The sequence below is a fragment of the Corynebacterium sp. HMSC074E01 genome, assembly GCF_001808885.1.
Lineage (GTDB): Bacteria > Actinomycetota > Actinomycetes > Mycobacteriales > Mycobacteriaceae > Corynebacterium.
Genome location: NZ_KV794853.1, coordinates 26,614 through 49,203, shown reverse-complemented (window position 1 = coordinate 49,203; position 22,590 = coordinate 26,614). Strand labels below are relative to the sequence as shown.

The window sequence follows — 22,590 nt, the reverse complement described above, 5'->3', positions numbered from 1 at the left end:
AGTGCTTTTCACATAGCTTGATTCACCCAAGCGACGACGCATTCCACCTGTGCGGGCATTCTTTGCTCTATTCTGTAAAGCGTGTCTGCGAATTTGAAGAAGCATCTCGGTACGTTGTCCAAGCGCGGCCCGCACCGCGTCCTCGTCGGGGACCTGTCTTATGCAGGCCTAGAGGGCAAGGTGTACACCCCGGTTGAGGGCAAGGGTCTTCCCGCCGTGGCATTTGCCCACGACTGGACGAAGAGCATCAAGAACTACCACGCCACCCTGCGTCACCTGGCCAGCTGGGGCATCGTGGTGGTTGCTCCTGATACGGAGACGGGTGTCTTTGCCAAGCACCGCAACTTGGCTGCCGACCTCGAATCGGCTTTGCAGATTGCCGCTGGTGTCCGGCTGGGTGCCGGAAAGATTTCGGTGTCCCCTTCCAAACTGGGTGTCTTTGGCCACGGCATGGGCGGCGGCGTAGCCACCCTGGCTGCCGTAGATAACCCTAAGGTCCGCGCCGTCGCGGCCCTCTACCCCGCCGATACCTCCCCATCCGCGGTCCAGGCGGCGCACGCTGTTCAGGCCCACGGCCTCGTTATTGGCGCAGGCCAGGATGATATCTTCCGCGCCGGTAATCCCGCGAAGCTGGCCAATGCTTGGGGCGGCCCGGTGGCTTACCGAGAAATTGCAAAGGGCACGCAGTCCGGTTTCAGCGAGGATAAATTCTTCAAGTTGGCGCTTGGCTCCGGCTTCTTCCAGGGTTCCGCCGTCGAGACCGCCCGCGGCCTAGTCACCGGCTTCTTGCTGTCCACCCTGGCTGGCGAATCCAAGTATGACGCCTTTGCGGCTGCCGACGCCTCCGCCAAGGGCGTCGAGAGCTTCGTCGGCGAGGACCTCACCAAACGCGCAGGTTTCTAGCACGACAAGGAAGCGTTTCAACCAGGTAGCACCACAGGGTGCAACTAGGCCTCGACGACAGCAGGACGATCAGTTATCCGTCCTGCTTTAGTCGTTTTAGCCGAGGAACCTCAATGAAAAGCCAGGCAATAAGTGCAATGCCCGGCAGAAGCAGCTGCGCGGCCGTCCACAGCTTTATGTGGGCCATATCTCTGTCGCATTTAATCTCAATGCCAAGCACGATAAAAGCCACCAAGAGGTACAGCATAGGAAGAACACCCCACAAGACGTCATAAAGCCAAGGAACTGTCATGCGGTCTTCTCCCAAACCTTGCTTGATACGTGCAGCGGCTACTCACGCCACAGTAACACCTGGGGTTGCTGGCGCACAGAGAAGTTTCCCGGCTTCCGTGTCACCCGCGCCTGAGTACTGATTGCACTTGGCCGCGCGGGCGGCCTCGCCCCTGCCCCTGACTTTGACTGTGCGCCCCGCTCCTAGAAGCAGGGTTCCGCCGCTGCGTCTCCGCGTGCGTTTGGGCTTGGGCTGCACGCTGCGCAGATTTTTCCAGCTCATCTTGTGCTTTAGCCATGGCCTTCTCAAACTCCAGCAACCGTGCAGCTGTGCGCTCGCGAAATCCGCGCGCGAACTCATCGAAATCATTGTGCGGCATTACCACTGCCCTGCCTTTCGTGCGTGTACGGAGGAGGATTCTGAACTTTCTTGCGGGGGCATTTCTGGCGTGGCCTCAGCCTCAGCGGCCGGACCTGGTACTGCCTCAGGTGCAGGTGCTGGTGCCGGGGCCGGTTGTGGCGCCGGCGCTTCCGCTGCCTGCATGTGAGCGAGCTTCTCCGGTGGTGCTTCCGGCTCAGGAACGTTGTTCAGCTCTGGAGGGGGCGGCGTAACACCGTTGTTAGGAGCAGGCTCTGGCGCGGGCGGTGGGCAGGGGTCTGGCTCCGGCTGCGGTTCTGGCTCAGGCACAGGCTCTGGTAGAGGCTCCGGCTCCGGAAGGTTTTCCACGAAGTCCACAGCGGCCTCAGCCAAAAGCCCCAGCCCCAGAATGGCCACCCCCACGCCAAGCAGGCCTAAGCTTCCACAGCAGGATTCTTCAGGCTTGCACTCACATTCTCCCGCAACTGGTGGCTGCTCTGGCTCCTCACAGTCCTCGCCTCCTACTGGCTCTTCAGGGCAGTCAATCACTTCCTGTTGGACAGGCTCGGTGGGAACCTCCACCCCCGCATCGGCAGGCTTCGTGGTTCCTACTTCACGCTGGTGCTCTTTGCAGTCACACGACGGTGCTTCCTTTTCTGCATTACAGCGGCACGGCGTGTGCTCCTCTTCTGGTGTAGTCGAAGCAGGTTCAGTCGGCACACTGTGCGGCTCAGACGGCGTCGCCGGCTGTGGCTTCTCTTCAACCGGTGGGCAGTCTTTTTCAGGCACCGTGGCGGGCTGGGTGGGCTCCGGCTTTTCTGGTGGTGCCACCGGTGTTTCTGGTTTCGGATCTACAGGTTGCTGCGGTGCGGCTGGCGCCGAAGGCTGGGCTGGCTGTGTGGGCTGAGACGGTGTGGACGGGGCCGGAGCTGGTGACGGCTGGGCCGGTGCACAAGGTTCAGGCTCAGGTTGCGGGCACTCTTTCCGCTTCTCCTCACAGCCGCATTCGGGCTCTGGCGGGGTTTCCGGCAGCTCCCGCTCGCACACCTCGGTGCAGCGCCGTTCAAACTCGTCATAGCAATTCTCAATGGCGGTATCGCGGTCCCGGCACGTTTGAGTGATGGTGTCATTCGTCTGATCGATAAGCTCCCCACCAATGCGCGATATCACCGGGATGATGACCTTTCCCAGAGGGTGCCGCTGCAACAGCATGGTCAAAATGTTAATCAGTGGAATCACAGCAGAGATAAGCTCTGCCACCGCGGAATCAGAAACATCAACGACGTCTTCGATGGCATCCGAACACTGCTGCGCGGATTCCACCAAATCATCGGCTTCGTCCCTTTCCTTGTCGAAATCGTCTTGCACGCCGCGCAAATGATCCATGATCGCTCCCCCGGCCAGCGATAGAACCGTACCGAGAAGGAATTCCCGCAACCCGTTACCACCGCGCCCTGGGCGGCGAGCACCCATCGCCGACGCAGTGTTCGTAACCAAGTCGCCTGGGTTAATCCCATCGACCGACCCCACCATGTCCCCCAACAAGCCAATGGGCGTGCTGGGCCCGGAATAGCCTCCTCGGCTTGCCGCCTGGAACTGGGACACCGCTTGTGAATAATCACCCAAGAGTGACTTGACCATCGTGGACATCAATTCACCCCTGCTTCCTGGTCACCGAGTTGCCCGGCGAGGCCGCGGTCCACGTCCCCGAAAGCACGCAGTTGTTCGCGCGCGGCATCCGCTGTGGCCGATATGTTCTCCAACCGCCACGCACCACGCTCATGGAGCCGGCTCAATAGCGCCTGAATCTGCGCACCATGCCCGCCAAAATCCCGGCCCGCTGATGACTGGGGAAAATTCGGCCTATCCCCGCGGTGCGCGTCACTTTGGGCACGGGTTTGGTCCACGACGGCGTCGAGAAGCCGCGTGGCTTCATCCTCATCAAAAAATACGTCGGGCATGTGCGCCCTCCTTCTCGTCCACAACAAACAGTGATTCCTGCTTTTATTGGACTGAGAAACATCCCCTCCGGTTCCCACGCCACCCCACAAAAATGCGAAACCCCAGGCCAGAAGCCTGGGGTTGTGATGAAGTGAGTAGAACTAAACTGCAGCGACGACGGCCGCAAGCTTGCCTGCGACCTTGCGCGCCTGCTCCTTTTCAGCAGCCTCTACCATGACGCGGAAGAGCTCCTCCGTGCCAGACGGGCGCAGCAGAACGCGGCCCGTATCACCGAGCTCCGTTTCGGCAGCAGAGATAGCTTCCTTGACCTCAGGGGCGTTAAGAATGACGGCCTTGTCGGACACTGGAACGTTAATGAGTACTTGCGGCAGCACCGTCATCACGGAGGCCAGCTCCTTGAGGGACTTTCCGGACTTGGCCATGCGCGCCATAATGGACAAGCCGGTCAGCGTGCCATCACCAGTGGTGCAATCATCCGGCAGCACCACGTGGCCGGACTGCTCGCCACCCAGGGAGAAGTCACCGCGGTTGAGTTCTTCCAGCACGTAGCGGTCACCCACGGCGGTTTCCTTGACCTCGATGCCCTGCTCCTGCATCGCCAGCTTCAGGCCCAGGTTCGACATCACGGTGGCCACCAGGGTGTTGAAGCGGAGATCGTTTTCCTCCTTCATGCCCACGGCGAGGATTGCCATGATCTGGTCACCGTCCACGACGTTGCCCTCTGCATCCACGGCCAGGCAGCGGTCAGCGTCACCATCGTGCGCTAGGCCCAGATCGGCGCCGTGCTCGACGACGGCCTCCTGAGTCTTCTCAATGTGCGTCGAACCGCAATCCTCATTGATGTTGAAAGCATTGGGCTTGTTGTGAATGGCCACGACCTCAGCGCCCGCAGCCTCATAGGCCTGCGGTGCAACCTTCGAGGCAGCGCCATTAGCGGTGTCAACGACCACTTTGATGCCGCTGAGATCCGTAGTAACGACCTCTGCCAAGTGCTTCAGGTAGCGCTCGCGACCGTCGGGAGCCTCCGAGATAATGCGGCCAATCTTGGTGGCAGTCGGACCGTCTTCGGTGAGGTTGTCCATGGCGGCCTGGATACGATCCTCTACCTCATCCGGCAGCTTCTTGCCTCCCGCGGAGAAGAACTTGATGCCGTTGTCCGGCATCGGGTTGTGAGAGGCGGAGATCATCACGCCGAGATCTGCCCCAAAGTCATCGGTAAGGAACGCGATGGCCGGAGTGGGCAGCACGCCGACGCGCACGACGTCGACGCCTCGCGACGCCAAGCCTGAGGCAATCGCCGCATCCAGCATCTCGCCCGACACACGCGGGTCGCGCCCGATAATCGCGAGCGGGCGACGCTCATAAGATTCACGGTCTGAAGTAAGAACTTCCGCCGCCGCCTGGCCCAAGCGCAGCGCGAGAATCGGTGTGAGCTTCTTGTTCGCGAGGCCGCGAACTCCATCGGTTCCAAAAAGTCGAGTCATAGTTGTTCATTATGCCCGCTCCCCGTTGTTTGGCGCAGATCAGTCCACCTTTGCTACTTGGTTATACCCCGCAACATGGCAGGAAACACGCCCCGCCCCTGCCATGCATGGCAAAAGCCGCCGCCTCCACGAAAGGGAAGCAGCGGCTTTCGGAAAATGCAGTAAGCGAAGATTAACGCTTGGAGTACTGCGGGGCACGACGTGCCTTGTGCAGACCAGCCTTCTTGCGCTCCACGGCACGAGCATCGCGGGTGAGCAGGCCGGCCTTCTTCAGGGCCGGGCGGTCAGCCGGGTTGTAGATGTTCAGTGCGCGGGCGATAGCCAGACGCAGGGCGCCGGCCTGACCGGTCGGGCCACCACCGTTGACGGTGACCTTGATGTCGAACTGACCCTCGCGCTCGAGGATGGTCAGCGGCAGCAGGATGTCCTGCTGGTGCAGCTTGTTCGGGAAGTACTCGTCAAAGGCGCGGCCGTTGACGGAGATGTTGCCGGAACCAGCAACGAGGCGAACGCGAGCGATGGCGCGCTTACGGCGACCAACGGTCTGGATCGGGCCCTCGTGGATAGCCGGGGCAGCGGTCTCAACCTCAGCCTCGGTATCGGTTGCCAGGGAGTCACCGATGGTGTTGGTGAACTCCTCGGTAGCGGCGGTTGCTGCAGCGATGTCGGCAGCGTCGGCTACATTGTTGTCGATGTTCTGCTCGGTCATTACTGTGCCACCTGCTTAAACTCAAAGGTTTCCGGCTTCTGGCCGGCGTACGGGTGCTCCTCGCCCACGAAAACGTGCAGCTTCTTGATGGAGGCGTTGGAAAGCTTGTTGTGCGGCATCATGCCCTTTACAGCTTCCTCGATAACGCGGACCGGGTTGGCGTCCAGGGACTGACCAAGGGTCATGGACTTCAGGCCACCCGGGTAACCGGAGTGGCGGTAGCGCATCTCGCGCTCGCGCTTGTTGGAGGAAATGTGGATCTTGTCCGCATTCAGGATGATGATGTGGTCGCCGCAATCAACGTTCGGTGCGTACTGGGGCTTGTGCTTGCCACGCAGCATGTCAGCCACGGTGGAAGCGAGCTTGCCCAGAACCACGTCGGTAGCGTCGATGACGTACCACTTGCGGGTGATGTCACCGCTCTTCGGGTGGAAAGTAGACAAAATGACTCCTTGAAAGTCTGTCTCGGAACTGCCGGCCATCGCTATGTAAGCCCCTACGCGGTACATACAGCGGCCGGTGGAGACCTGCAGCACGCGCGCACCCACGTCAATAAGGGTGCGGACACATAGGTGTTTCACTTTAGTACGTAGCAGTTTGAAAACCCAAAACGCCGATATCGCCCCTCATCAACGCCTCCATCCCGGCTAATTCGGGGTGGGGGTTCGAGACAGATACGTTGATGAGAAGCGATACCGGCGCCTTGTACTGAGTGGGCGGAGGGTGGTGTGGGTCAAGGTGGCGCGTCCAGCCCTTCCATTCTCTGCGCCCCTCCCCTAGCCTCCGCGCCTTTCTCCCGCTCACTGCTCATGGTGGTGAATGGTCAGGCAGAAAGTGTCCGCGCACCCAGCTCAAGGCTCACAGCCGGTGAGGTTTAACCCCAGCTGGCGGCAGCGCGGCGGTTGACGTCGCTCATATTGTCATTGCCCTGGGAGACCGTGGTGGAGATGGTTGCCAACACCGTGTTGAGCTCAGCGGCCGCCTTATCCCACTTCGCCTGCGCTGCGTTGTATGCCGCAGCGGAATCTCCCTCCCACGTCGAAACCATCGGCTGCAGGGTGGACTTGAGGTCACCGAGAAGCCCGTTGATGCGGCCGGAGGTGGAGTTGATGTCGGCGGCGGCACCGGCGATGGCGCCAAACTGATACTTGATTCCAGACATTGCGTGTTCCTTTTCTTCTGTGTTCGTGCGTGGTTCAGCGTGTGCAGTAGTCAGTGAAAGCAGCTAGTACTTACAGGGCCAAGCCCGCGCCGCCAACGTTCTCGAAAGACTGGGCGTTATCAGCCTCGACCGAATCAAAGTTGCGGGCATTGTCCCTGATGTTCTCGCTGATGGCGGTCAGTGCCTCACGCAGCTGCTGCGCGGAGGAGTTATAGCGCTGCATCAGGTTGTCAAAGGAAACCTGCGCGCGGCCTGCCCAGCTGCCACGGACGGAGTCCACAACGCCCTGCAGACGGGTGAGCTCCCCCTGTACCTCGTCGTTGGTGGAGTCGACGCGGCCAGCGGTGGCCACCATTACGTCGGCTTCTGTGCGGAACGTTTGAGTCATGTCCTTCTCTTTCTTTCTTGTTCCCTACCTTGGGGCGTATCCCTTATTCCTAGGGATTGGTGTGTGTTTCTTTCCCCCGAGAAGCACCCTGTGTCCTTCTCACCCTTATTGGACTGAGCTAGTGGCTCATCGGTTCCCGCTAAGTTTCAGATTCTTTGAGATTCGCAGAGCTTTCCCGCTTAGTCCTTCTTGACCAGCGATTCTGCCGCCATTCGGCAGGCAGCCTTCTGCACGACGTTGGGCTCAAACTTGGTGTGACAGCCCACGGACATTTGATGGCCCTTGTCTTCCCACATCATCCACGTCACCCGGGAGCCGTCGCCGGGGTCCTCGGTATATGTCAGCCGTCCAGACTCCTCTACCGGATCACGGAGGCCAGAATCGGATTCGATCTGCTCTTTAATCTCTGTGAACAAAACGTCGACAGGCACATTGAAAAGTGGATCAGCAGCCAGGAGGATGCGCAGGTTAGGGTCTTCACCGGCAGCGGTGACCAGACCATCCTCCACGCTGGTGCGAAATCCTTGAGGAAGCACCAGAGACATTCCCTCCACGTCGATGGCCTGCTGACCGGGTCGCAGCTGCCTGCTTCCGGATTCCTGAGAACCGGCCTCCTCAGCAGAGCCCTCGGGCTGCGCCTCCTTGTCAGGACTCGGGGCCGTGCCCGAAGTGCCGGGGGCGGCGGATGCTCTTTCAGCTGTCTGATCAGGAGTCGACGCTGCCACAGCCGCATCTTTGCGGCCCACCGCCCACCAGGACACCCCGGCCACCACGAGCACCATGACCGCGATGGCGATGTAGAAGGGATCGACACCTCCCAACAGCGCAGACCAACGGGATTCCGCCGCACGGTGCGACCGCCCGCGCCGGGCAGTCCGGGGCCGCTCGGCAGTCGCCGCGTCCTCAAGGTCCTCGTGCTGCGCGCCCACGGCCAAACGGGAAGAAGACGGTACAGCACTAGCCGCAACAGACACGGGCGGCGGCGATGGTTCTGGTTCCTGCACGGTCGCGCCCGCGCCGGCAAGCTGACGGCGCAGGATACTCACGGCCTCGACACTGATCTCCGTTCCGGAGGAATCCGCCACCACCTCAACGCTGACATCCGGCCATTCCGCCCCGCAGACCTTTTCGGCTTGGTCGAGGACGGCCTCCAGCGCCCAGCCTTCGGCGATTCCGGTGCCGGGCAGGTCATAGCGATAGATCGTCTCTGGGCCTTCATAAATCGTGGCGGCATCGAGCACCGTAATAACGAGCGTGGTCTCAGGTACAGTTGTCGGGGTTCGCAGTGCATGCGTCGCGGTCATTGGTTCTCTCCCTTGTTGTCTGTGATCTGTGGTGAATTGTGTGAACTATCGGCGCTTGGCACATAGACCTGCGCCAAGCCTTGGGATATGCCGCGGACGACCCATTGGCCGCGGCCGGGCGGCAATGCCGTTGGTTTGATGCCGAAGATGGTGCCTTCGTCACGGTCGGCGTCGAGAAGCAGCAGCGCCGGCTGCAAGTCCCGCACCGCCGAGAGGAACTGCCCGAACATCGCGCGACCGATGCCGCCGGCTTTGCGCGCGAGCACCAGGTGCAGCCCCACGTCGCGGGCGTGCGGGAGGAGCTCCAGCAGAGGTGCCAGCGCTATCTCACTGACCAAGTCGAGGTCATCGATGACAAGGTAAATATCTGGGCCCTCCCACCAGTTCCGAGCGGCCAGCTGGGCAGGGGTGACGTCGGGGCCGGGGAGTCGCTGCTCCAGGGTGCGCACCGTATCGAGAATGGCTTGGGTGGCCGCGCTTGCCGACGCCCCATAGGCCGCCACCATCTCCTCATCCAGCGTCCCCAAATGCGCGCGGCGCTCATCGATGACCACCAGGCGGGCTTCCTCCCGGCTCAGCTGGCTGATCCCGGCGAGAATCACGCTGAGAAAGTGCGATTTGCCGGAGCCCTGGGAGCCAATGCACACGAGGTGAGGCTGGACGCCCGGATCCCAGTCAAGGACCTCGAGGTCCGGCCCGCCGATTCCCCAGGCCACCCCACCTGATGACGAGCCCTCTTCTGGCTCGGGCAATTCGGTGAGCACAGCGGGTAGCATCTTCAGCGGTGGGACCGGTTCGGCGTCTGCATGCACGCCGCAGATATGAGCGATATCCTGCGGTGATGTCGCTGCAAAAAGGAGGTTCTCCCCCACCAGAGTGATCCCTCGCCCGGGTGCGGCCGGCAGCTTCTGCTGCGCCTTGCGGTCGATAAGGGAGTCCATGGCTTCTCCCAAGCGCAGCTCAAGGCGGGCCGCGATGAGATCCCGAATCGATGGCCGCAGGCTGGTCCACCGCGCCGCCGCAATCAAGACGTGAACGCGGGCGGAGGCACCGTCAGCGACCAGCTGGGTAATCGGCTCGGCTAAGTCCTCAAAGTCTGCCCCGGAGGTGCCGATGTGGTGCCAGCCGTCCACGATCAAGAAGGTGTGGCGAGCTTCCGGGCGGCGCACGAGGCCGGCGACTTCATCGACGATGCGCCGCACCTTTTCCGGTTCTTCGCGGCCGGCCACCCCGGCCACGTGGGGCAGGCGGTCCAGCACCCGCAGCTGCCCACCGCCCAAGTCGATGACATAAAAGCGCACCTGGTCTGGCGAATGCCACAGGGCCATCCCGGACGCGATACTGCGCAGCGCCATCGACTTGCCTGACTGCGGTCCGCCGCACAATGCGAGGTGCCCGCCGCCCGTCGTGAAATCCACGGTCAGCGGGTCTTGGCGCTGGTGATAGGGACGATCAATAAGCCCCACCTCCGCGCGCAGCCCGCCATCCGCGCCGGACGGATCCGTGCGCAGAGCAGCAACGCTGGATAACTCCACCACGGGTGGCAAGGGCGGCAGCCAAATCCGCCGCGCCGACTGGCCGCGCCGGGCAGCTTCCTCCCGGGCGCCAGCCACCACAGTGTCCAGGAGCGTGCTCGAGGAGTCCACGAGCTCCGCAAAGTCAAGCTCCTCCTCCGCCGCGCTGTGCCCGGTAAAGAGCTCGACGCGTGCGGAGCGCCGCGTAGTTGCAGCAGCTTCGTCACGAACCACCCGGCGCGTGACCGGGCCAGAAACATAAGAAGCCTGAAAACGCGTGGGGGCATCGGCATCCGTTTTGAGGTAGCCGGCTCCCGGCTGGGCAGGGAGGTGATAAGCATCGGGAACGCCGAGGACCTGGCGGGATTCCCCGGCGGAGAAAGTCTTTAACCCAATGCGATAAGACAGGTGCGAGTCCAATCCCCGCAAGCGCCCTTCCTCCAAGCGCTGGGAGGCCAGCAGCAGGTGCACGTGCAGCGAGCGGCCGAGCCTTCCCACCGCAACGAAGAGCTCTGCGAAGTCCGGGTGCTGCCCCAACAGCTCAGAAAACTCATCCACCACAATGACCAGCGCCGGCAGCGGCCCGTGCTCCGCCACCGCAGCAGCGGAGGCGTTGAATTCGCCGACGTTGGCAAAATTTCCTGCCTTGCGCAGCAGCTCCTGGCGGCGGTTCATCTCGCCAGAGATGGCATCGTACATGCGCTCCACCAGGGTGGATTCTTCTTCCAGGTTGGTAATCACGGCGGAGGTATGTGGCAGTTCCTCACAGCCCAAGAAGGTGGCGCCACCTTTGAAGTCAACGAGCACGAGGTTGAGTTCCTCCGGGCTGTGCGTGGCGGCCAGGGCTACGACAAGCGTGCGAAGTAATTCCGATTTTCCGCTGCCCGTGGCACCAATGCATAGACCATGCGGTCCCATCCCGCCCTGGGCGGACTCCTTTAAGTCAAGCATCAGCGCGTGCCCGGACTCATCGACACCGATGGGCACGCACAGCCGCTCAGCAGGGCTGCGCCCCTGCCACATGCCGGAGGCTTGGAGCGCATCCACATCCCGGAATCCCAGCAACGAGGGCAAATCCGCATTGCGACCGTGCCGAGGCGTGGACGTGACATCACCGCCGAACGGGCGGTGATAGGGCGCGAGGGTGCGGGCAAGGAGGAGGGCCGTGGGGACGTCGACAAGCGCGCAGCTTCCCAGCTCCTCCTCGCCCGCGGCAGTAACCACGGAGAGCGTACCTTCCGCCCGCAGGTAGATGCCTCCCTCCTCGGCGAGGCGGCCCAGCGGCGAATGAGGTGTTACGCCCACGGCGATGGTGGTTGTGGGGCTATCCCCCAGCGCGTCCCTGCGCAATTCACCACCGCTATGCCCTTGTTTCTCCGTCATGACGCAGATGCGAAACTGCGCCTGGTCAGGATCCCTGGAATGCGGCAGCCACTTCAACCATTCCCATTCCGCACCGTGATACTCAATGCCCACGGTCTCCGGGCCATGCAGCACCGCCAGGTGTAAAAGCAGGGCACGGGCCATCCCAGCGGCGTCTTCACCGGCCAGACCGACGACGGGAAAGGCTTGCAGCTGGATGACCACCGGCATATCCGCCAGCGTTCCCACCGCGCGCACGGTCTGGCGCAGGCTCACCGCGCACACCGGATCGAGGTCCTCCGCCGCGCCCGAATCCGGCACGTTAATGGGCGTGCACAGGGCCATCGGCCCCGTCCCCACCCGCACCTCCAAGGCGTCCGGGGCATCCGCGTCCCGTTCCCACAGCCGCGTTGTCGGAATCAACGCGCCAAGCTGCTCAGGGTCAGGGTTGCGGTGTTCTTCGTGCGCGCGTTGCGCCGCCCCGCGCTCCAGCGCTTCCTCCCGCAGCGCCTTGAGGTGGCGCAAGTAGGTCCGGCGGGTCTCATCCGGATCCTGCCCGCCTCCCTGTGGATTAAACATCATGGCCATGCTGGCCAGCATCATGAGCGGGAACATGAGGCTCATGGGACTCATCCGGCGCGCATCCCCCGCCCCGAGAACCATGAGCGCCACCATGCCCAGCATGGCAGCGATCATCACCAGCGGCATGAGCAGGCGAACCAACGGTACGGGTTGGGCGCGGGCCGCCTCCGGCACGGCCTCGGCGTCAATGCTGCCCTGCGGCAACGGTGGTGCTGGCTCCCGATAGGCCGCCACCCCAGTGCCAACGACGCGTGTGGGTACGCGCATGTCAAAGTCCTTCCCCCCGAAGTACTCCACCGCCTCCTGAAACGGTGGACAGCGTGCCACTAGTAAGCCACAATGTGAGGCAATGGGCAAGGGGTTGCCCAGAAAAATTTCTCGGGGGAGGTATATTCCATGACTCGCGCACTCGCGCATTCCATTCACGTCACCGTCCGCATCCATGCAGGCCAGACCCACAAAGAAGCAGATGTATCGCTACCGCTTTCTTCCAGCCTCGGGGAGGTGCTGGGGGAATTGCTCGTGCTTGTCGACGTCCCTCCCGCCCCCATCCTCTGGCGCGCCACCACCGCGGCGGGCAAGACCATATCGATGACCACGCCACTCGACCGCACCAGTCTGGAAGACGGCTCCATCCTGGTGCTCAGCCCAGATGCGCCAACACCGGCGCCCATCGTGCGGGATGCCGCAGAGGCACTCGCTGCCGAGGCCTCGACCACGCAGCTGTCTGGTCTAGCCGGGTTCTGGGGCGTGGCAGGGCTTAGCGCCGTCGGCGCCTTGCTCGCCGCCGCGCTATCTCCCTCGATTGGTTGTGCCACCGCTGCACTCCTCGGCCTCGTGCTCGCGGCGTGGACCCGACGCGGTTCCCTGCTTGCGACTGCCCACGTGGCTGCTGGCCTGGCGGGGGCGCTGTCCGCTGGTGCACCTGTCGCTGCTGGCCCAGCCGGAACCGTGATTCCGGCCGCACCACTCGTAGGTGCTGCGGCGGCCGTGGGCGCTGTGGCGGTGCTCTCCCATGTGGTGCGTATTGGCGGATTACGCGCTCGGGCAAGTGCTGCCACGTGGTGCCTACTCGTGCTCGTCGGCTTGCTTGGCCCCGCCCCGTTGCTCGCCGCCACCGTGGTCTTGCTCGCGGCCTCTCCCCTGCTGACCACGCGGCTTGCTGGCCTCCGAGTGCCGCAACTGCCCACCGCCGGGCAGGACTTGAGCATCTCGGATGAGGAGCCCACGGATAACTCACTCAAAGCCCGGCGCGCCGGGCAGGCCTACGAAGGTATAGCAGTGGGCTGCACGCTGGCGGGCGTTCCTTCCCTCTTTCTCGTCGCGCTCAACGCTCACGCGGACACAACCGTGGTTGCTTCCCAGACACTGTGCGTGAGTATCGCTGGGGCGGTCATCGTGCATGCGGCACGTCACGCCCGGCCCGTCGCTGCGTGGGCGCTGGGAATCTATGGCCTCGCCGCGGCCGGTGCCGCGGTGGCCGTGCCTCTGCGCGAGTGGCAGCTGCTTACTACCCCAGCCACGGGAACGTGGGTGCTCAGCGTCATCGCAGGCCTCATCGTTGTGGCCATGCTCTCGGTGCCTGTGTGGGCAGGCAAACTACAGCAGATTGAGCCGACCACCATCGTGTGGTTCGAGCGCGCCGAGGCGCTCGCGCTCGCCGCTTGTTTGCCGCTCGCCGCGCACCTGGCTGGGCTCTTCGAGTTCATTCGGGGGTTGGGATCATGACAACGCTGATCCGAATAGGCGCTGTCGGCGCTGCGCTTGGTGTTTGCCTGGCTTGGGGTACCAGTGCTCTGTGTGCGCCGGTAGCCATCGCCCGCGAACCGGATACCGCCTGCGCGAAGGCCACGCTCGCCACGGCAGGTCCACAGCCCTCCGCGCAGTACTCAGAGTACCGGTCGCGGCTGCATTCTTTCGCCACGGGTGCTGGGGTGAAGGTCGCGGTCATCGACACTGGGGTGGCCGCCCACCCGCAGCTGCGCGTGTCACCAGGAGCAGACTTCGTTACCCCGGAGGAGCCAGACCCGCTGCGGGACTGTGACCTGCACGGAACGGTGGTGGCCGGCGTCATCGCAGGTAAGGAACTCGGTGTGGCTCCGGATGCGGACATCTACTCCATCCGGCAGACCAGCTCGCATTACCAAGCGCAAGCAGCAGAGAACGGTGACGCTGAACGAGGTGGCACCGGCACACTAGCCAGCCTGGCCGCTGCCATCGAGGATGCCGTCAACGCGGGCGCGCAAGTCATCAACGTCTCCGTGGTCTCCTGCGTTCCGCCGGATGCCGCGGCGCGGGTGGACCGCGCTGGTGTGGATGCCGCGCTTCGCCGCGCGGAAGAGGCTGGGGCGGTGGTCGTGGCGGCGTCGGGAAACGCCACGGCTGGCGGCTGCGAAAAGGATGACGTGGTCTTCCCCGCCGAGTCCGATACCGTCCTCGCGGTCGGCGCTTTAGCCACGCCTCACGACCTCGCGGAGTACTCCATCGCCGCGCCCCTCAGCGCGGAAGGAAGCGTCCCTCTTGCGCTTGAACCCGGTGGCGGCTGGGCCACAGGAAAAGGCGACGCTACCTTTCAAGGCACATCCTTTGCCGCGCCGCTGGTCAGCGGTACTCTCGCGTTGCTGGTGCAGCGCTACCCTGGGGACTCCCCGGCACAACTGCGCCAGCGCATTGTAGATTCGGCCGAGCCAGGCCACGGGGTGGTTGATCCGCTCACGGCGGTGACCTACCGGCCCGCGAGCGAAGCCCGTGGGGAGCGCTCATTTGCGGTCACACCAACGGCGACGACTGAGAACACGGCCTGGCCACAGGTGCGTGTGCTCCTCGGGGCCCTGGGCATGCCCATCCTCGTGGCGGTTTTCAGTGCTCAGCCTTTAAGGCCTCCGCGCGGCTTAAGGTAGAGCCTTCCGGCAGCAGGCGCAGGATCTCCCACGGCACCTGTTCCGGTTCCTCCACGCCCAGTGCGCTCAGCTCCGCGGCACCAGCCAGCTCGTGGCGCCTGCCGGTAGCGGACACCACGTGATAGCCGTGCCCGCTATCCACGCCTACGCCAGCTTGGAGACCAGCGAAACGGTGCGCGGGCGAATCTCCCGGTAGGTCCACCGTTGACGCCACTGGCCGCAGCGTGCCAGCACCCTGCTCGTGAGTGGCACACAACCAGCCTTGCTCAGGAGACAGGAAGTCCACACGGGTGGTGGGCAGGTTGAAGGTCGGTGGGACGTCGCCCAGCGCGGCTACCTCCTGTGCCTGTGCGGGCAGGCGCTGGGCCCCCACGCCAACGAGCATCTCCGCCTGGGTGGGCGTGATAGAAAAGACGCCTTGCTCCGTACGCGCCCACAGCTGCTCGCCGGTATCGAGGATCTCCGGTGGTGCGGCCGGGAAGCTCAACGACTCCAGTTCTGCGAAGGCATTGAGCACCTCCTCAGGCATGCTCCACACGGCAGTATCCGCGGTCATCCCCAACGCTCGGCGCAGGACCCGGCCCTGCGTGCTCGTGGCCTCCGGCAACACGACGCGCCCCTGGCCGGTGAGCAACCACTGGGTGTTATCGGATTCCACCACGGCGGCGTGCTCCGCATCGAAGGCTAAAACGCTGCGATGTGCCACCACGGTCACGGTGCCAACACGGCTGCTGGACTGCCAGTTCTCGCCTTGAGTTGATTCCTCCAGGCAGGCCGCCCAGCCTGACTCCTCCCCCGTTGCCGCACCTAAGAGGTTTGGAGCATCCGCAATTCCCAGTGGGGTACCCAGGTTCATCTGCTCCAGGAAGCTTGAACCAGCAGCCTGGGGCTCGACTGGTTCGTTGGCGATGAGCCTGGCCGAAGCTAGGTTGGCCACCGGATGGTACGTCCCATTCACCAGCGCCAGGAGCTGCCCCTCGGCGGAGCGCACCACGGGTGCATCGCCGGGTTGCGGGTCCGGCTGCATCCAGGCGATGAGCCCCGATCCAAGACTCAAGAAGGCCACTGCGGCTACCCCACCGAGCAGCGCTCGTCGGCGCCGCTTGAGCGGATCATGAATCATGCGGATATCCCCGAACACCAGCCCGTGCTCGAGTCGACGAAGCAGGAACTTGTGGCCCGATACCTGGGCCTTGGTCGTTGGCAACGCGCGTGCCATGAGAATCCTCCCCGAATCAGTGCGCCACCCTCCCACGGCGCAGTGGGTTCTAGATTAACCCAACTCGGTATCCTCCGCAGCGCGACGGCTGCGGGTCATCTCCGCACGCGCGGCCAACTGGTCCGCATCGGGATAGTCCACGCCGACTAGGCTCAAACCCGCTGCCGGAGCAAGGGGAATCTGGGAAGACCTGCTGGTTTCTTTGAGCATCTGGGCTGCGAACTCCACGTTGCGGGACCCTTCGCCCACCCGCAGGCAGCAACCTACGAGACAGCGCACCATGGACCAGCAAAAGGCATCGGCACTCACGTGCGCCTCATAAAGCTGCGGCTCGGCAGGCGTAGAGACATCCTTCCACTCGAAGGCGAGCAGCTCGCGAATGGTAGTTGCGTGCGGCTTGGCCTTGCAGAACGCCACAAAGTCATTGAGGCCCACCAGCTGGTCGGCGGCGGCCTGCATCAGATCCAGGTCGACGGTCTTGAACCAGGTCGCGGTATCGCGCGCACGAGTGGGAAGCGCCCCGCGTGGGTGCGTCGTAATGCGGTAGACGTAGTGGCGGCTTAAGGCCGAGAAGCGCGCATCGAAATCGGACGATACTTCGGTGCAGGCGTGGACGCGGACGTCGACAGGCAGCAGCTTACCCAACCGCCTAACCAACTTGTCCGGCTCGCCGTCGATGCTGCGTTGGCTTAACGCCGCGCGGGTGGTGTCGAAGTGGGCTACTTGGCCGCTGGCATGCACGCCCGCATCGGTGCGCCCGGCCACGGTGAGCTCCACCGGGTGGCGCAACACCATGCTCAGCTTTTCTTCAACGGTCTGCTGCACGGTGCGCAGGCCGTCCTTTTGACGGGCCCACCCGTGGAAGTCGGTGCCGTCATAGGCCAGGTCAAGACGCAGGCGAACGCTTTCACTCATGGAGGTTGATGATACCGTGCGCCGGAAGTGCCATGCAGGCTGCATCCGAGGTCGGTTTTAACAAATATGCGTCCAAAAACTGCAGTTTTCAGGTCACTATTTGTTAAAACGGTACGTCATCCAGAGCACGGCTCCCCTCTTTGCGCCACAAGGCCGTCCGCCCAGGGCGCAGAAAACGGCAAAGGCCCGCGCCCCACTATGATGGTGAGCGCGGGCCCTTTAAGACCTAAAGAAGAATTACTTCTCCTCGGTGGTCTCCTCAGCCTCAGCGGACTCAGCCTCAGCCTCTTCAGCCTTAGCTTCCTCGGCCTGCTTGGAGGCGGCAGCGCGGGTAGCGCGGTTTGCCTCGGAGGTCACGGTCTCCTCGAGAACGAGGGAGATCTGGGACATCGGGGCGTTGTCGCCGGAGCGGTTCTCCAGCTTGATGATGCGGGTGTAGCCACCCTCACGGTTCTCGAACTTCGGTGCCAGCTCATCAAAGAGGTGGGCAACGACATCCTTGTGCGGGATGAGCTTGAGAACTGCGCGACGGTCGGCAACGGTGCCGGCCTTCGCCTTGGTGATGATCTTCTCGATGTACGGACGAAGAACCTTCGCCTTGGCATCGGTGGTCTTGATTGCGCCGTGCTCGATCAGGCTCGCAGCCATGTTGCTCAGCAGGTGCTTCTGCTGGCTGGCGGAGCCGCCGAGACGCGGACCCTTCTTGGGGGTAGGCATTATGTACTCCTCGTGTGCGGATTAATTGAGCGCGCGACGGGGCGCGGTTGCCGCGCCGTCACGATTCAGTGGAATTCTTTACTCGGAATCGTCGGAAGCCGGGTCCTTGAAGTCACCGGTTTCTGCGTCGTAACCTTCCAGCTGGGTCGGGTCGAAGTCCTCAGGGGTGTCCTTGAGAGCCAGGCCCAAGTTAGCCAGCTTGATCTTTACCTCATTGATCGACTTCTGACCGAAGTTGCGGATATCCAGCAGGTCCGATTCGGTGCACTCAGCGAGCTCACCAACGGTGTGGATTTCCTGACGCTTCAGGCAGTTGTAGGAGCGGACGGAGAAGTTCAGATCCTCGATCGGCATGCTGTATGCAGCGATGTACTCCGTCTCCTGCGGGGACGGGCCAATCTCGATGCCCTCAGCGGCGGTGTTCAGCTCGCGAGCCAGGCCGAAGAGCTCGACCAGGGTGCCGCCGGCGGAAGCCAGGGCGTCGCGTGCGGAAATCGAGTTCTTGGTCTCGACGTCGATGATCAGCTTGTCAAAGTCGGTACGCTGCTCAACACGAGTAGCTTCGACCTTGTAGGAGACCTTCAGCACCGGGGAGTAGATCTGGTCGACCGGAATGCGGCCGATCTCTCCCGAGGTAGCAGCAGCCGGGACGTAGCCACGGCCGCGCTCGACGACGAGTTCCATCTCCAGCTTGGCGGACTCATTCAGCGATGCGATGTGCAGATCCGAGTTGTGGATCTCCACGCCAGCCGGCGGCTGGATATCGCCTGCAGTGACCTCACCCGGGCCTTCCTTGCTCAGGTACATCACGACCGGCTCATCGGAGTCGGAGGACAGAACCAAACCCTTGACATTCAGGATGATCTCGGAAACGTCTTCCTTCACACCATTGATGGTGGTGAACTCGTGGAGCACACCGTCAATCTTGATGGAGGTTACTGCCGCGCCCGGGATGGACGAAAGCAGCGTGCGACGAAGCGAGTTGCCAAGGGTGTAACCGAAGCCCGGCTCAAGCGGCTCGATAACGAACTTAGAGCGAGACGAGTCGATGAATTCCTCGGTGAGCTGAGGACGCTGGGAAATAAGCATGGAGTTTCTCCTTGTCGGCGCCCGCTATATGACGCCGGTAGAAGGGGTAAAGATGAAAGTGTCGAAGGATTACTTCGAGTAAAGCTCGACGATGAGCTGCTCCTGCAGCGGAACGTCGATCTGAGCGCGCTCGGGCAGCTGGTGCACGAGGATGCGCAGGGTGTCCGGAACGACCTGCAGCCACGCCGGAACGTTGGCGTCTACCAGGCGGTCCTGAGCCTCTTCGAACCATTCCATCTTCTGGGAACGCTCACGAACATCGATGATGTCGTACTGCGTAACGCGGAAGGAAGGAACGTTGATCTTCTTGCCGTTCACGGTGAAGTGACCGTGGGAGACAAGCTGGCGAGCCTGGCGGCGGGTGTTGGCCAGACCTGCACGGTAGATCACGTTGTCGAGACGGGACTCGAGCAGAACGACGAGGTTGTCACCGGTCTTGCCCGGGAGACGGTTAGCCTCGGCGTAGTAGCGGCGGAACTGACGCTCCAGCACACCGTAGGTGTACTTGGCCTTCTGCTTCTCCTGGAGCTGCAGCAGGTACTCAGATTCCTTGATGCGGTTGCGGCCAGCCTGTCCCGGGGGGTACGGGCGGCGCTCAAATGCCATGTCGCCGCCGACCAGGTCGACGCGCAGACGGCGGGATACGCGGGTAGCGGGGCCAGTATAACGAGCCATTTTCTTACCTCTTCCTTTCCCTTAAACCTTGCGGCGCTTGGTCGGACGGCAGCCGTTGTGCGGCTGTGGGGTGGCATCCGTGATCGAGGAAACCTCGAGGCCTGCAGCCTGCAGGGAACGGATTGCGGTCTCGCGGCCGGAGCCCGGACCCTTGACGAAAACGTCAACCTTCTTCATACCGTGGTCCATGGCCTTGCGGGCCGCGTTCTCAGCAGCCATCTGCGCTGCGAACGGGGTGGACTTACGGGAACCCTTGAAGCCGACGTGGCCGGAGGATGCCCAGGAGATGACAGCACCGTGCGGGTCCGTGATGGACACGATGGTGTTGTTGAAGGTGGACTTGATGTATGCGTGGCCAGCGGCCACGTTCTTCTTTACGACGCGACGACCACCACGGCGCGCGCCGGAACGAGTCTTGGGTGGCATGTTTTACTTCTTCTTTCCTGCGATCGTCTTCTTCGGACCCTTGCGCGTACGAGCGTTGGTCTTGGTGCGCTGACCACGAACGGGCAGGCCACGACGGTGGCGGATGCCCTGGTAGCAACCGATTTCAATCTTGCGACGGATATCAGCCTGAACCTGGCGGCGGAGGTCACCCTCTACCTTCCAGGTAGCCTCAATGACGTCACGCAGCGCCGACAGCTGATCGTCGTCGAGGTTGTCGGTGCGCAGGTCGGGAGAAATGCCGGTCTTTTCCAGCAGTTCCTTGGCACGGGAAGGCCCGATGCCGTAGATGTAGGTGAGAGCAACCTCCATGCGCTTGTTGCGCGGGAGGTCAACACCAGCTAGACGTGCCATATGGCTAGTCCTTTCGGGTTGTTACGATGGTTTTCTCCACATCCGTCCCCCGCCACACATACACTTTGCCCCGGGCCGTGCCGGGGAACTGTGGGCATGCTTAGCAGCGTGGGCTCAGGCCATCGCAGCCTGAGGTAAAAAAGGACGCAGCTAGTGCGTCCCGTGGGTGAGGAGGCTTACAGTCTTTACTTGTAGCGGTAGACGATGCGTCCGCGGGTCAGGTCATAAGGAGACAGCTCCACAACAACGCGGTCCTCTGGGAGGATGCGGATGTAGTGCTGACGCATCTTGCCCGAGATGTGGGCGAGTACCTTGTGTCCGTTGTCGAGTTCGACGCGGAACATTGCGTTGGGCAGGGGTTCAACGATGCGACCCTCAACCTCGATTGCGCCTTCCTTAGCCATAACCTCTACTTTTCTGGTGGAGTGCGTGCCGCGCTTGGCGCCGTCCCCACCTGCATGTTTGGTGTCTACTGCCTGGTGCCTCCAGCAACCACTTCGGCTGCGTACAGACACCAGCATTAGAGCATACGCTGCGAAGACGGGTTTTCCAAATGCAGAAACCTCCCGTCACCACATGGTGCGGGAGGCTGATGCTATGTAGCGGTGACTCGCTCACCGCTACATCTTAGTAAATGAAGACCTTGGAGCCCATCGGCACATCATTCCAGTAGCGCACGGCATCCTGGTGGGTCAGGCGCACGCAGCCATTGGACTGGTATGCCGGGGAACCCTCGTGGAAGGCGTGGCCATTGTTGGTGAAGTACATGGCGTAGGGCATCGGAGCGTTACCGAACTCCCAGGAGATCTCGTCCTTGATCTTACGGTTGATGTAGAAGGTACCGGCTGGGGTCTCCTCACCCGGCTTACCGGTAGACATACCCTGCGCGACGTAGGTGACGTTGCCGTTGCCGTCCTGCAGCCAGGTGCGGCGGCCATCGCGGTCCACACAGATGCGTGCATCCGCCGGGCACGGGCCAACATCGAAGCGCTGGGCCTGACGCTCGGCCTCAGCCTTGCGGGCGGCTTCCTCAGCGGCGACCTTCTCGCGAGCAATCTGCTCAGCGTGGGCGCGCTCTTCAGCTTCGCGAGCGGCGCGGATCTCAGCGTTCTTCTGGTCAATCAGACCCGGGAAAATCAGCTCGATAGCACCATCGATAACCGGGCGGAGAGCGTCAGCCGCCTGCGGGTTAACGCTCTGGAGCGTCTCCAGCATCTGGTTGCGGCTATTCCACGCGTTCTCGCGGGTCTGGCCAGCGAACTCATCAAGCTGGGTCTGAACGTCGGAGGACAGGGTTTCGATCGAAGGAACCGTCTGTGCGTTGGCGGCTGGAGCAACCGAGAGAGTGGCGGTTACCAGGCCAATTGCGGTGGCGCGATGTAGGGAACGGGCGCCAACTAGGGAGCGAATCTTAGACATGGCAAGAAGTATAAACCTTCTTTAGGCGAAATGCCTACCCAGGACACAGGTTTTAAAAACGTTGAGTCAGGATACGAGGACCATTCTCCGTGGCCGCCACCGTGTGCTCCCAGTGGGCAGACAGTGAACCGTCGAGCGTCACGACAGTCCAATCATCCTCGAGGACTTCGTTGTCCTCGGTGCCCAGAGTCAGCATCGGCTCAATGGCGAGAACGGAGCCCTTCTGAATGATGGGCCCACGCCCCGCCTTACCTTCATTAGCCAGGTAAGGCTCTTCGTGCATCTCACGGCCAATACCGTGGCCGCCGTAGCCATCAACGATGAATAGCTCGACGCCGAATTTATCCTCGGCGCGGTAGGTGGCCTGCTCGAGGGCTGCGGAGACGTCGGTAAGCCGGTTGCCGGGAACCATGGCCTTGAGGCCTTCGTATAGGACCCATTCGGTGGCGTCGCTCAGCGCCTGCGCCTCAGGGCTGAGCTTGCCGACGCCAAACGTCCACGCACTATCCCCCACCCAGCCGTCGAGCGTGGCGCCGCAGTCGATGGAAACAAGATCTCCTTCCGCAAGAAGGAGATCCTTGGTGGGGATACCATGGACAATTACGTCATTGACGGACGCACAAATAGAGCCCGGGAATCCGCCATAGCCCTTGAAGGTGGGCACAGCGCCTGCATCCCGAATGGTTTGCTCGGCTACTTCATCGAGCTCGAGCGTGCTCACTCCCACTACGGCGGCGGCACGCACCGCCTGCAGGGCGCGGCCGACGATTTCGCCTGCCGCCTGCATGGCGTCGAGCTCGCCCGGGGTGCGAGCAGGGATGGTCTTAGTGCGTCGTCGAAAAGCCATGGCTAAAGGATGA

The 22,590-nt window shown here is 62.6% G+C and carries 23 protein-coding genes; 3 read left to right on the top strand and 20 right to left on the bottom strand.

All coding sequences use genetic code 11. The features are described from left to right. Positions 1–81 precede the first annotated feature (81 nt). Positions 82–903: a dienelactone hydrolase family protein gene (locus HMPREF2537_RS08755; protein WP_070527873.1), complete on the top strand. Its 822-nt coding sequence runs from the start codon at positions 82–84 to the stop codon at positions 901–903. 73 nt (positions 904–976) lie between these two features. On the opposite strand, the gene HMPREF2537_RS08750 is transcribed toward HMPREF2537_RS08755, so the two are convergent. The 10 genes from HMPREF2537_RS08750 to eccCa all read right to left on the bottom strand — a co-directional run bounded on the left by HMPREF2537_RS08750 (position 977) and on the right by eccCa (position 12,265). Further along, positions 977–1,195, bottom strand: a complete 219-nt coding sequence (locus HMPREF2537_RS08750; protein WP_070527870.1) for a hypothetical protein — start codon at positions 1,193–1,195, stop codon at positions 977–979. Between the two features lie 357 nt (positions 1,196–1,552). After that, the gene (locus HMPREF2537_RS08740) at positions 1,553–3,181 is read right to left on the bottom strand and encodes a zinc metalloprotease (RefSeq protein ID WP_070527864.1); all 1,629 of its coding nucleotides are present in this window, start codon (positions 3,179–3,181) and stop codon (positions 1,553–1,555) included. Continuing rightward, on the bottom strand, positions 3,181–3,492 hold the full coding sequence (locus HMPREF2537_RS08735) for a hypothetical protein (RefSeq protein ID WP_070527861.1): 312 nt from the start codon (positions 3,490–3,492) through the stop codon (positions 3,181–3,183). Before HMPREF2537_RS08735 ends, HMPREF2537_RS08740 begins: the two co-directional genes overlap by 1 nt. Positions 3,493–3,633: 141 nt before the next feature. After that, entirely contained in the window at positions 3,634–4,977 is a 1,344-nt protein-coding gene (glmM, locus tag HMPREF2537_RS08730) for a phosphoglucosamine mutase (RefSeq protein ID WP_070527858.1), read from the bottom strand. Positions 4,978–5,149: 172 nt separating this feature from the next. After that, on the bottom strand, positions 5,150–5,686 hold the full coding sequence (gene rpsI / locus HMPREF2537_RS08725) for a 30S ribosomal protein S9 (RefSeq protein WP_010189504.1): 537 nt from the start codon (positions 5,684–5,686) through the stop codon (positions 5,150–5,152). Next, a complete protein-coding gene (rplM, locus tag HMPREF2537_RS08720; RefSeq protein WP_010189505.1) occupies positions 5,686–6,129 on the bottom strand; it encodes a 50S ribosomal protein L13 in 444 nt (147 codons plus the stop codon). The genes rpsI and rplM overlap by 1 nt, the downstream gene beginning before the upstream one ends. A 431-nt stretch (positions 6,130–6,560) precedes the next feature. Then, positions 6,561–6,848: a WXG100 family type VII secretion target gene (locus tag HMPREF2537_RS08715; RefSeq protein ID WP_010189507.1), complete on the bottom strand. Its 288-nt coding sequence runs from the start codon at positions 6,846–6,848 to the stop codon at positions 6,561–6,563. 70 nt (positions 6,849–6,918) lie between these two features. Beyond that, positions 6,919–7,236 carry a WXG100 family type VII secretion target gene (locus HMPREF2537_RS08710; protein WP_010189512.1) on the bottom strand — a complete coding sequence of 106 codons (318 nt, stop codon included), beginning with the start codon at positions 7,234–7,236 and terminating at the stop codon, positions 6,919–6,921. Between the two features lie 179 nt (positions 7,237–7,415). After that, positions 7,416–8,540: a type VII secretion-associated protein gene (locus tag HMPREF2537_RS08705; protein ID WP_070527855.1), complete on the bottom strand. Its 1,125-nt coding sequence runs from the start codon at positions 8,538–8,540 to the stop codon at positions 7,416–7,418. Then, positions 8,537–12,265 carry a type VII secretion protein EccCa gene (gene eccCa / locus HMPREF2537_RS08700; RefSeq protein WP_246820276.1) on the bottom strand — a complete coding sequence of 1,243 codons (3,729 nt, stop codon included), beginning with the start codon at positions 12,263–12,265 and terminating at the stop codon, positions 8,537–8,539. The genes HMPREF2537_RS08705 and eccCa overlap by 4 nt, the downstream gene beginning before the upstream one ends. Before the next feature lie 129 nt (positions 12,266–12,394). Here eccCa and eccD point away from each other — a divergent pair, with 129 nt between their 5' ends. Further along, the gene (gene eccD / locus HMPREF2537_RS08695; RefSeq protein WP_070527849.1) at positions 12,395–13,726 is read left to right on the top strand and encodes a type VII secretion integral membrane protein EccD; all 1,332 of its coding nucleotides are present in this window, start codon (positions 12,395–12,397) and stop codon (positions 13,724–13,726) included. Beyond that, the gene (locus HMPREF2537_RS08690; RefSeq protein WP_070527846.1) at positions 13,723–14,898 is read left to right on the top strand and encodes a S8 family serine peptidase; all 1,176 of its coding nucleotides are present in this window, start codon (positions 13,723–13,725) and stop codon (positions 14,896–14,898) included. Before eccD ends, HMPREF2537_RS08690 begins: the two co-directional genes overlap by 4 nt. On the opposite strand, the gene eccB is transcribed toward HMPREF2537_RS08690, so the two are convergent. The 10 genes from eccB to map form a co-directional block, all read right to left on the bottom strand. After that, positions 14,858–16,117, bottom strand: a complete 1,260-nt coding sequence (eccB, locus tag HMPREF2537_RS08685; protein WP_070527844.1) for a type VII secretion protein EccB — start codon at positions 16,115–16,117, stop codon at positions 14,858–14,860. The genes HMPREF2537_RS08690 and eccB overlap by 41 nt on opposite strands. Positions 16,118–16,171: 54 nt before the next feature. Then, positions 16,172–17,032 carry a tRNA pseudouridine(38-40) synthase TruA gene (gene truA, locus HMPREF2537_RS08680; RefSeq protein ID WP_070527841.1) on the bottom strand — a complete coding sequence of 287 codons (861 nt, stop codon included), beginning with the start codon at positions 17,030–17,032 and terminating at the stop codon, positions 16,172–16,174. A 237-nt stretch (positions 17,033–17,269) separates the two neighbouring features. After that, positions 17,270–17,749, bottom strand: a complete 480-nt coding sequence (gene rplQ, locus HMPREF2537_RS08675) for a 50S ribosomal protein L17 (RefSeq protein WP_070527838.1) — start codon at positions 17,747–17,749, stop codon at positions 17,270–17,272. A gap of 78 nt (positions 17,750–17,827) precedes the next feature. After that, positions 17,828–18,838 carry a DNA-directed RNA polymerase subunit alpha gene (locus HMPREF2537_RS08670; RefSeq protein ID WP_010189530.1) on the bottom strand — a complete coding sequence of 337 codons (1,011 nt, stop codon included), beginning with the start codon at positions 18,836–18,838 and terminating at the stop codon, positions 17,828–17,830. 69 nt (positions 18,839–18,907) lie between these two features. Then, complete coding sequence (rpsD, locus tag HMPREF2537_RS08665) at positions 18,908–19,513, bottom strand: 30S ribosomal protein S4 (RefSeq protein ID WP_010189536.1); 606 nt, start codon at positions 19,511–19,513, stop codon at positions 18,908–18,910. Positions 19,514–19,534: 21 nt separating this feature from the next. After that, positions 19,535–19,939, bottom strand: a complete 405-nt coding sequence (gene rpsK, locus HMPREF2537_RS08660) for a 30S ribosomal protein S11 (protein WP_010189540.1) — start codon at positions 19,937–19,939, stop codon at positions 19,535–19,537. Positions 19,940–19,942: 3 nt separating this feature from the next. After that, entirely contained in the window at positions 19,943–20,311 is a 369-nt protein-coding gene (gene rpsM, locus HMPREF2537_RS08655) for a 30S ribosomal protein S13 (RefSeq protein ID WP_039673764.1), read from the bottom strand. A gap of 185 nt (positions 20,312–20,496) precedes the next feature. Then, a complete protein-coding gene (gene infA / locus HMPREF2537_RS08650) occupies positions 20,497–20,715 on the bottom strand; it encodes a translation initiation factor IF-1 (protein WP_003854422.1) in 219 nt (72 codons plus the stop codon). Positions 20,716–20,938: 223 nt separating this feature from the next. After that, entirely contained in the window at positions 20,939–21,730 is a 792-nt protein-coding gene (locus tag HMPREF2537_RS08645; protein WP_070527835.1) for a L,D-transpeptidase, read from the bottom strand. A 52-nt stretch (positions 21,731–21,782) separates the two neighbouring features. Further along, entirely contained in the window at positions 21,783–22,577 is a 795-nt protein-coding gene (map, locus tag HMPREF2537_RS08640; protein ID WP_070527832.1) for a type I methionyl aminopeptidase, read from the bottom strand. Positions 22,578–22,590 lie beyond the last annotated feature (13 nt).

Coding starts and splice junctions, on each gene's coding strand:
- infA (WP_003854422.1), bottom strand. CDS start 20,715: ATGGCTAAGGAAGGCGCAATCGAGGTTGAGGGTCGCATCGTTGAACCC.
- rpsM (WP_039673764.1), bottom strand. CDS start 20,311: ATGGCACGTCTAGCTGGTGTTGACCTCCCGCGCAACAAGCGCATGGAG.
- HMPREF2537_RS08750 (WP_070527870.1), bottom strand. CDS start 1,195: ATGACAGTTCCTTGGCTTTATGACGTCTTGTGGGGTGTTCTTCCTATG.
- rpsK (WP_010189540.1), bottom strand. CDS start 19,939: ATGCCACCCAAGACTCGTTCCGGCGCGCGCCGTGGTGGTCGTCGCGTC.
- HMPREF2537_RS08645 (WP_070527835.1), bottom strand. CDS start 21,730: ATGTCTAAGATTCGCTCCCTAGTTGGCGCCCGTTCCCTACATCGCGCC.
- glmM (WP_070527858.1), bottom strand. CDS start 4,977: ATGACTCGACTTTTTGGAACCGATGGAGTTCGCGGCCTCGCGAACAAG.
- HMPREF2537_RS08710 (WP_010189512.1), bottom strand. CDS start 7,236: ATGACTCAAACGTTCCGCACAGAAGCCGACGTAATGGTGGCCACCGCT.
- truA (WP_070527841.1), bottom strand. CDS start 17,032: ATGAGTGAAAGCGTTCGCCTGCGTCTTGACCTGGCCTATGACGGCACC.
- rpsD (WP_010189536.1), bottom strand. CDS start 19,513: ATGGCTCGTTATACTGGCCCCGCTACCCGCGTATCCCGCCGTCTGCGC.
- eccD (WP_070527849.1), top strand. CDS start 12,395: ATGACTCGCGCACTCGCGCATTCCATTCACGTCACCGTCCGCATCCAT.
- HMPREF2537_RS08740 (WP_070527864.1), bottom strand. CDS start 3,181: ATGTCCACGATGGTCAAGTCACTCTTGGGTGATTATTCACAAGCGGTG.
- HMPREF2537_RS08735 (WP_070527861.1), bottom strand. CDS start 3,492: ATGCCCGACGTATTTTTTGATGAGGATGAAGCCACGCGGCTTCTCGAC.
- eccB (WP_070527844.1), bottom strand. CDS start 16,117: ATGGCACGCGCGTTGCCAACGACCAAGGCCCAGGTATCGGGCCACAAG.
- rplQ (WP_070527838.1), bottom strand. CDS start 17,749: ATGCCTACCCCCAAGAAGGGTCCGCGTCTCGGCGGCTCCGCCAGCCAG.
- HMPREF2537_RS08715 (WP_010189507.1), bottom strand. CDS start 6,848: ATGTCTGGAATCAAGTATCAGTTTGGCGCCATCGCCGGTGCCGCCGCC.
- HMPREF2537_RS08670 (WP_010189530.1), bottom strand. CDS start 18,838: ATGCTTATTTCCCAGCGTCCTCAGCTCACCGAGGAATTCATCGACTCG.
- eccCa (WP_246820276.1), bottom strand. CDS start 12,265: ATGCGCGTACCCACACGCGTCGTTGGCACTGGGGTGGCGGCCTATCGG.
- map (WP_070527832.1), bottom strand. CDS start 22,577: ATGGCTTTTCGACGACGCACTAAGACCATCCCTGCTCGCACCCCGGGC.
- rpsI (WP_010189504.1), bottom strand. CDS start 5,686: ATGACCGAGCAGAACATCGACAACAATGTAGCCGACGCTGCCGACATC.
- HMPREF2537_RS08690 (WP_070527846.1), top strand. CDS start 13,723: ATGACAACGCTGATCCGAATAGGCGCTGTCGGCGCTGCGCTTGGTGTT.
- HMPREF2537_RS08705 (WP_070527855.1), bottom strand. CDS start 8,540: ATGACCGCGACGCATGCACTGCGAACCCCGACAACTGTACCTGAGACC.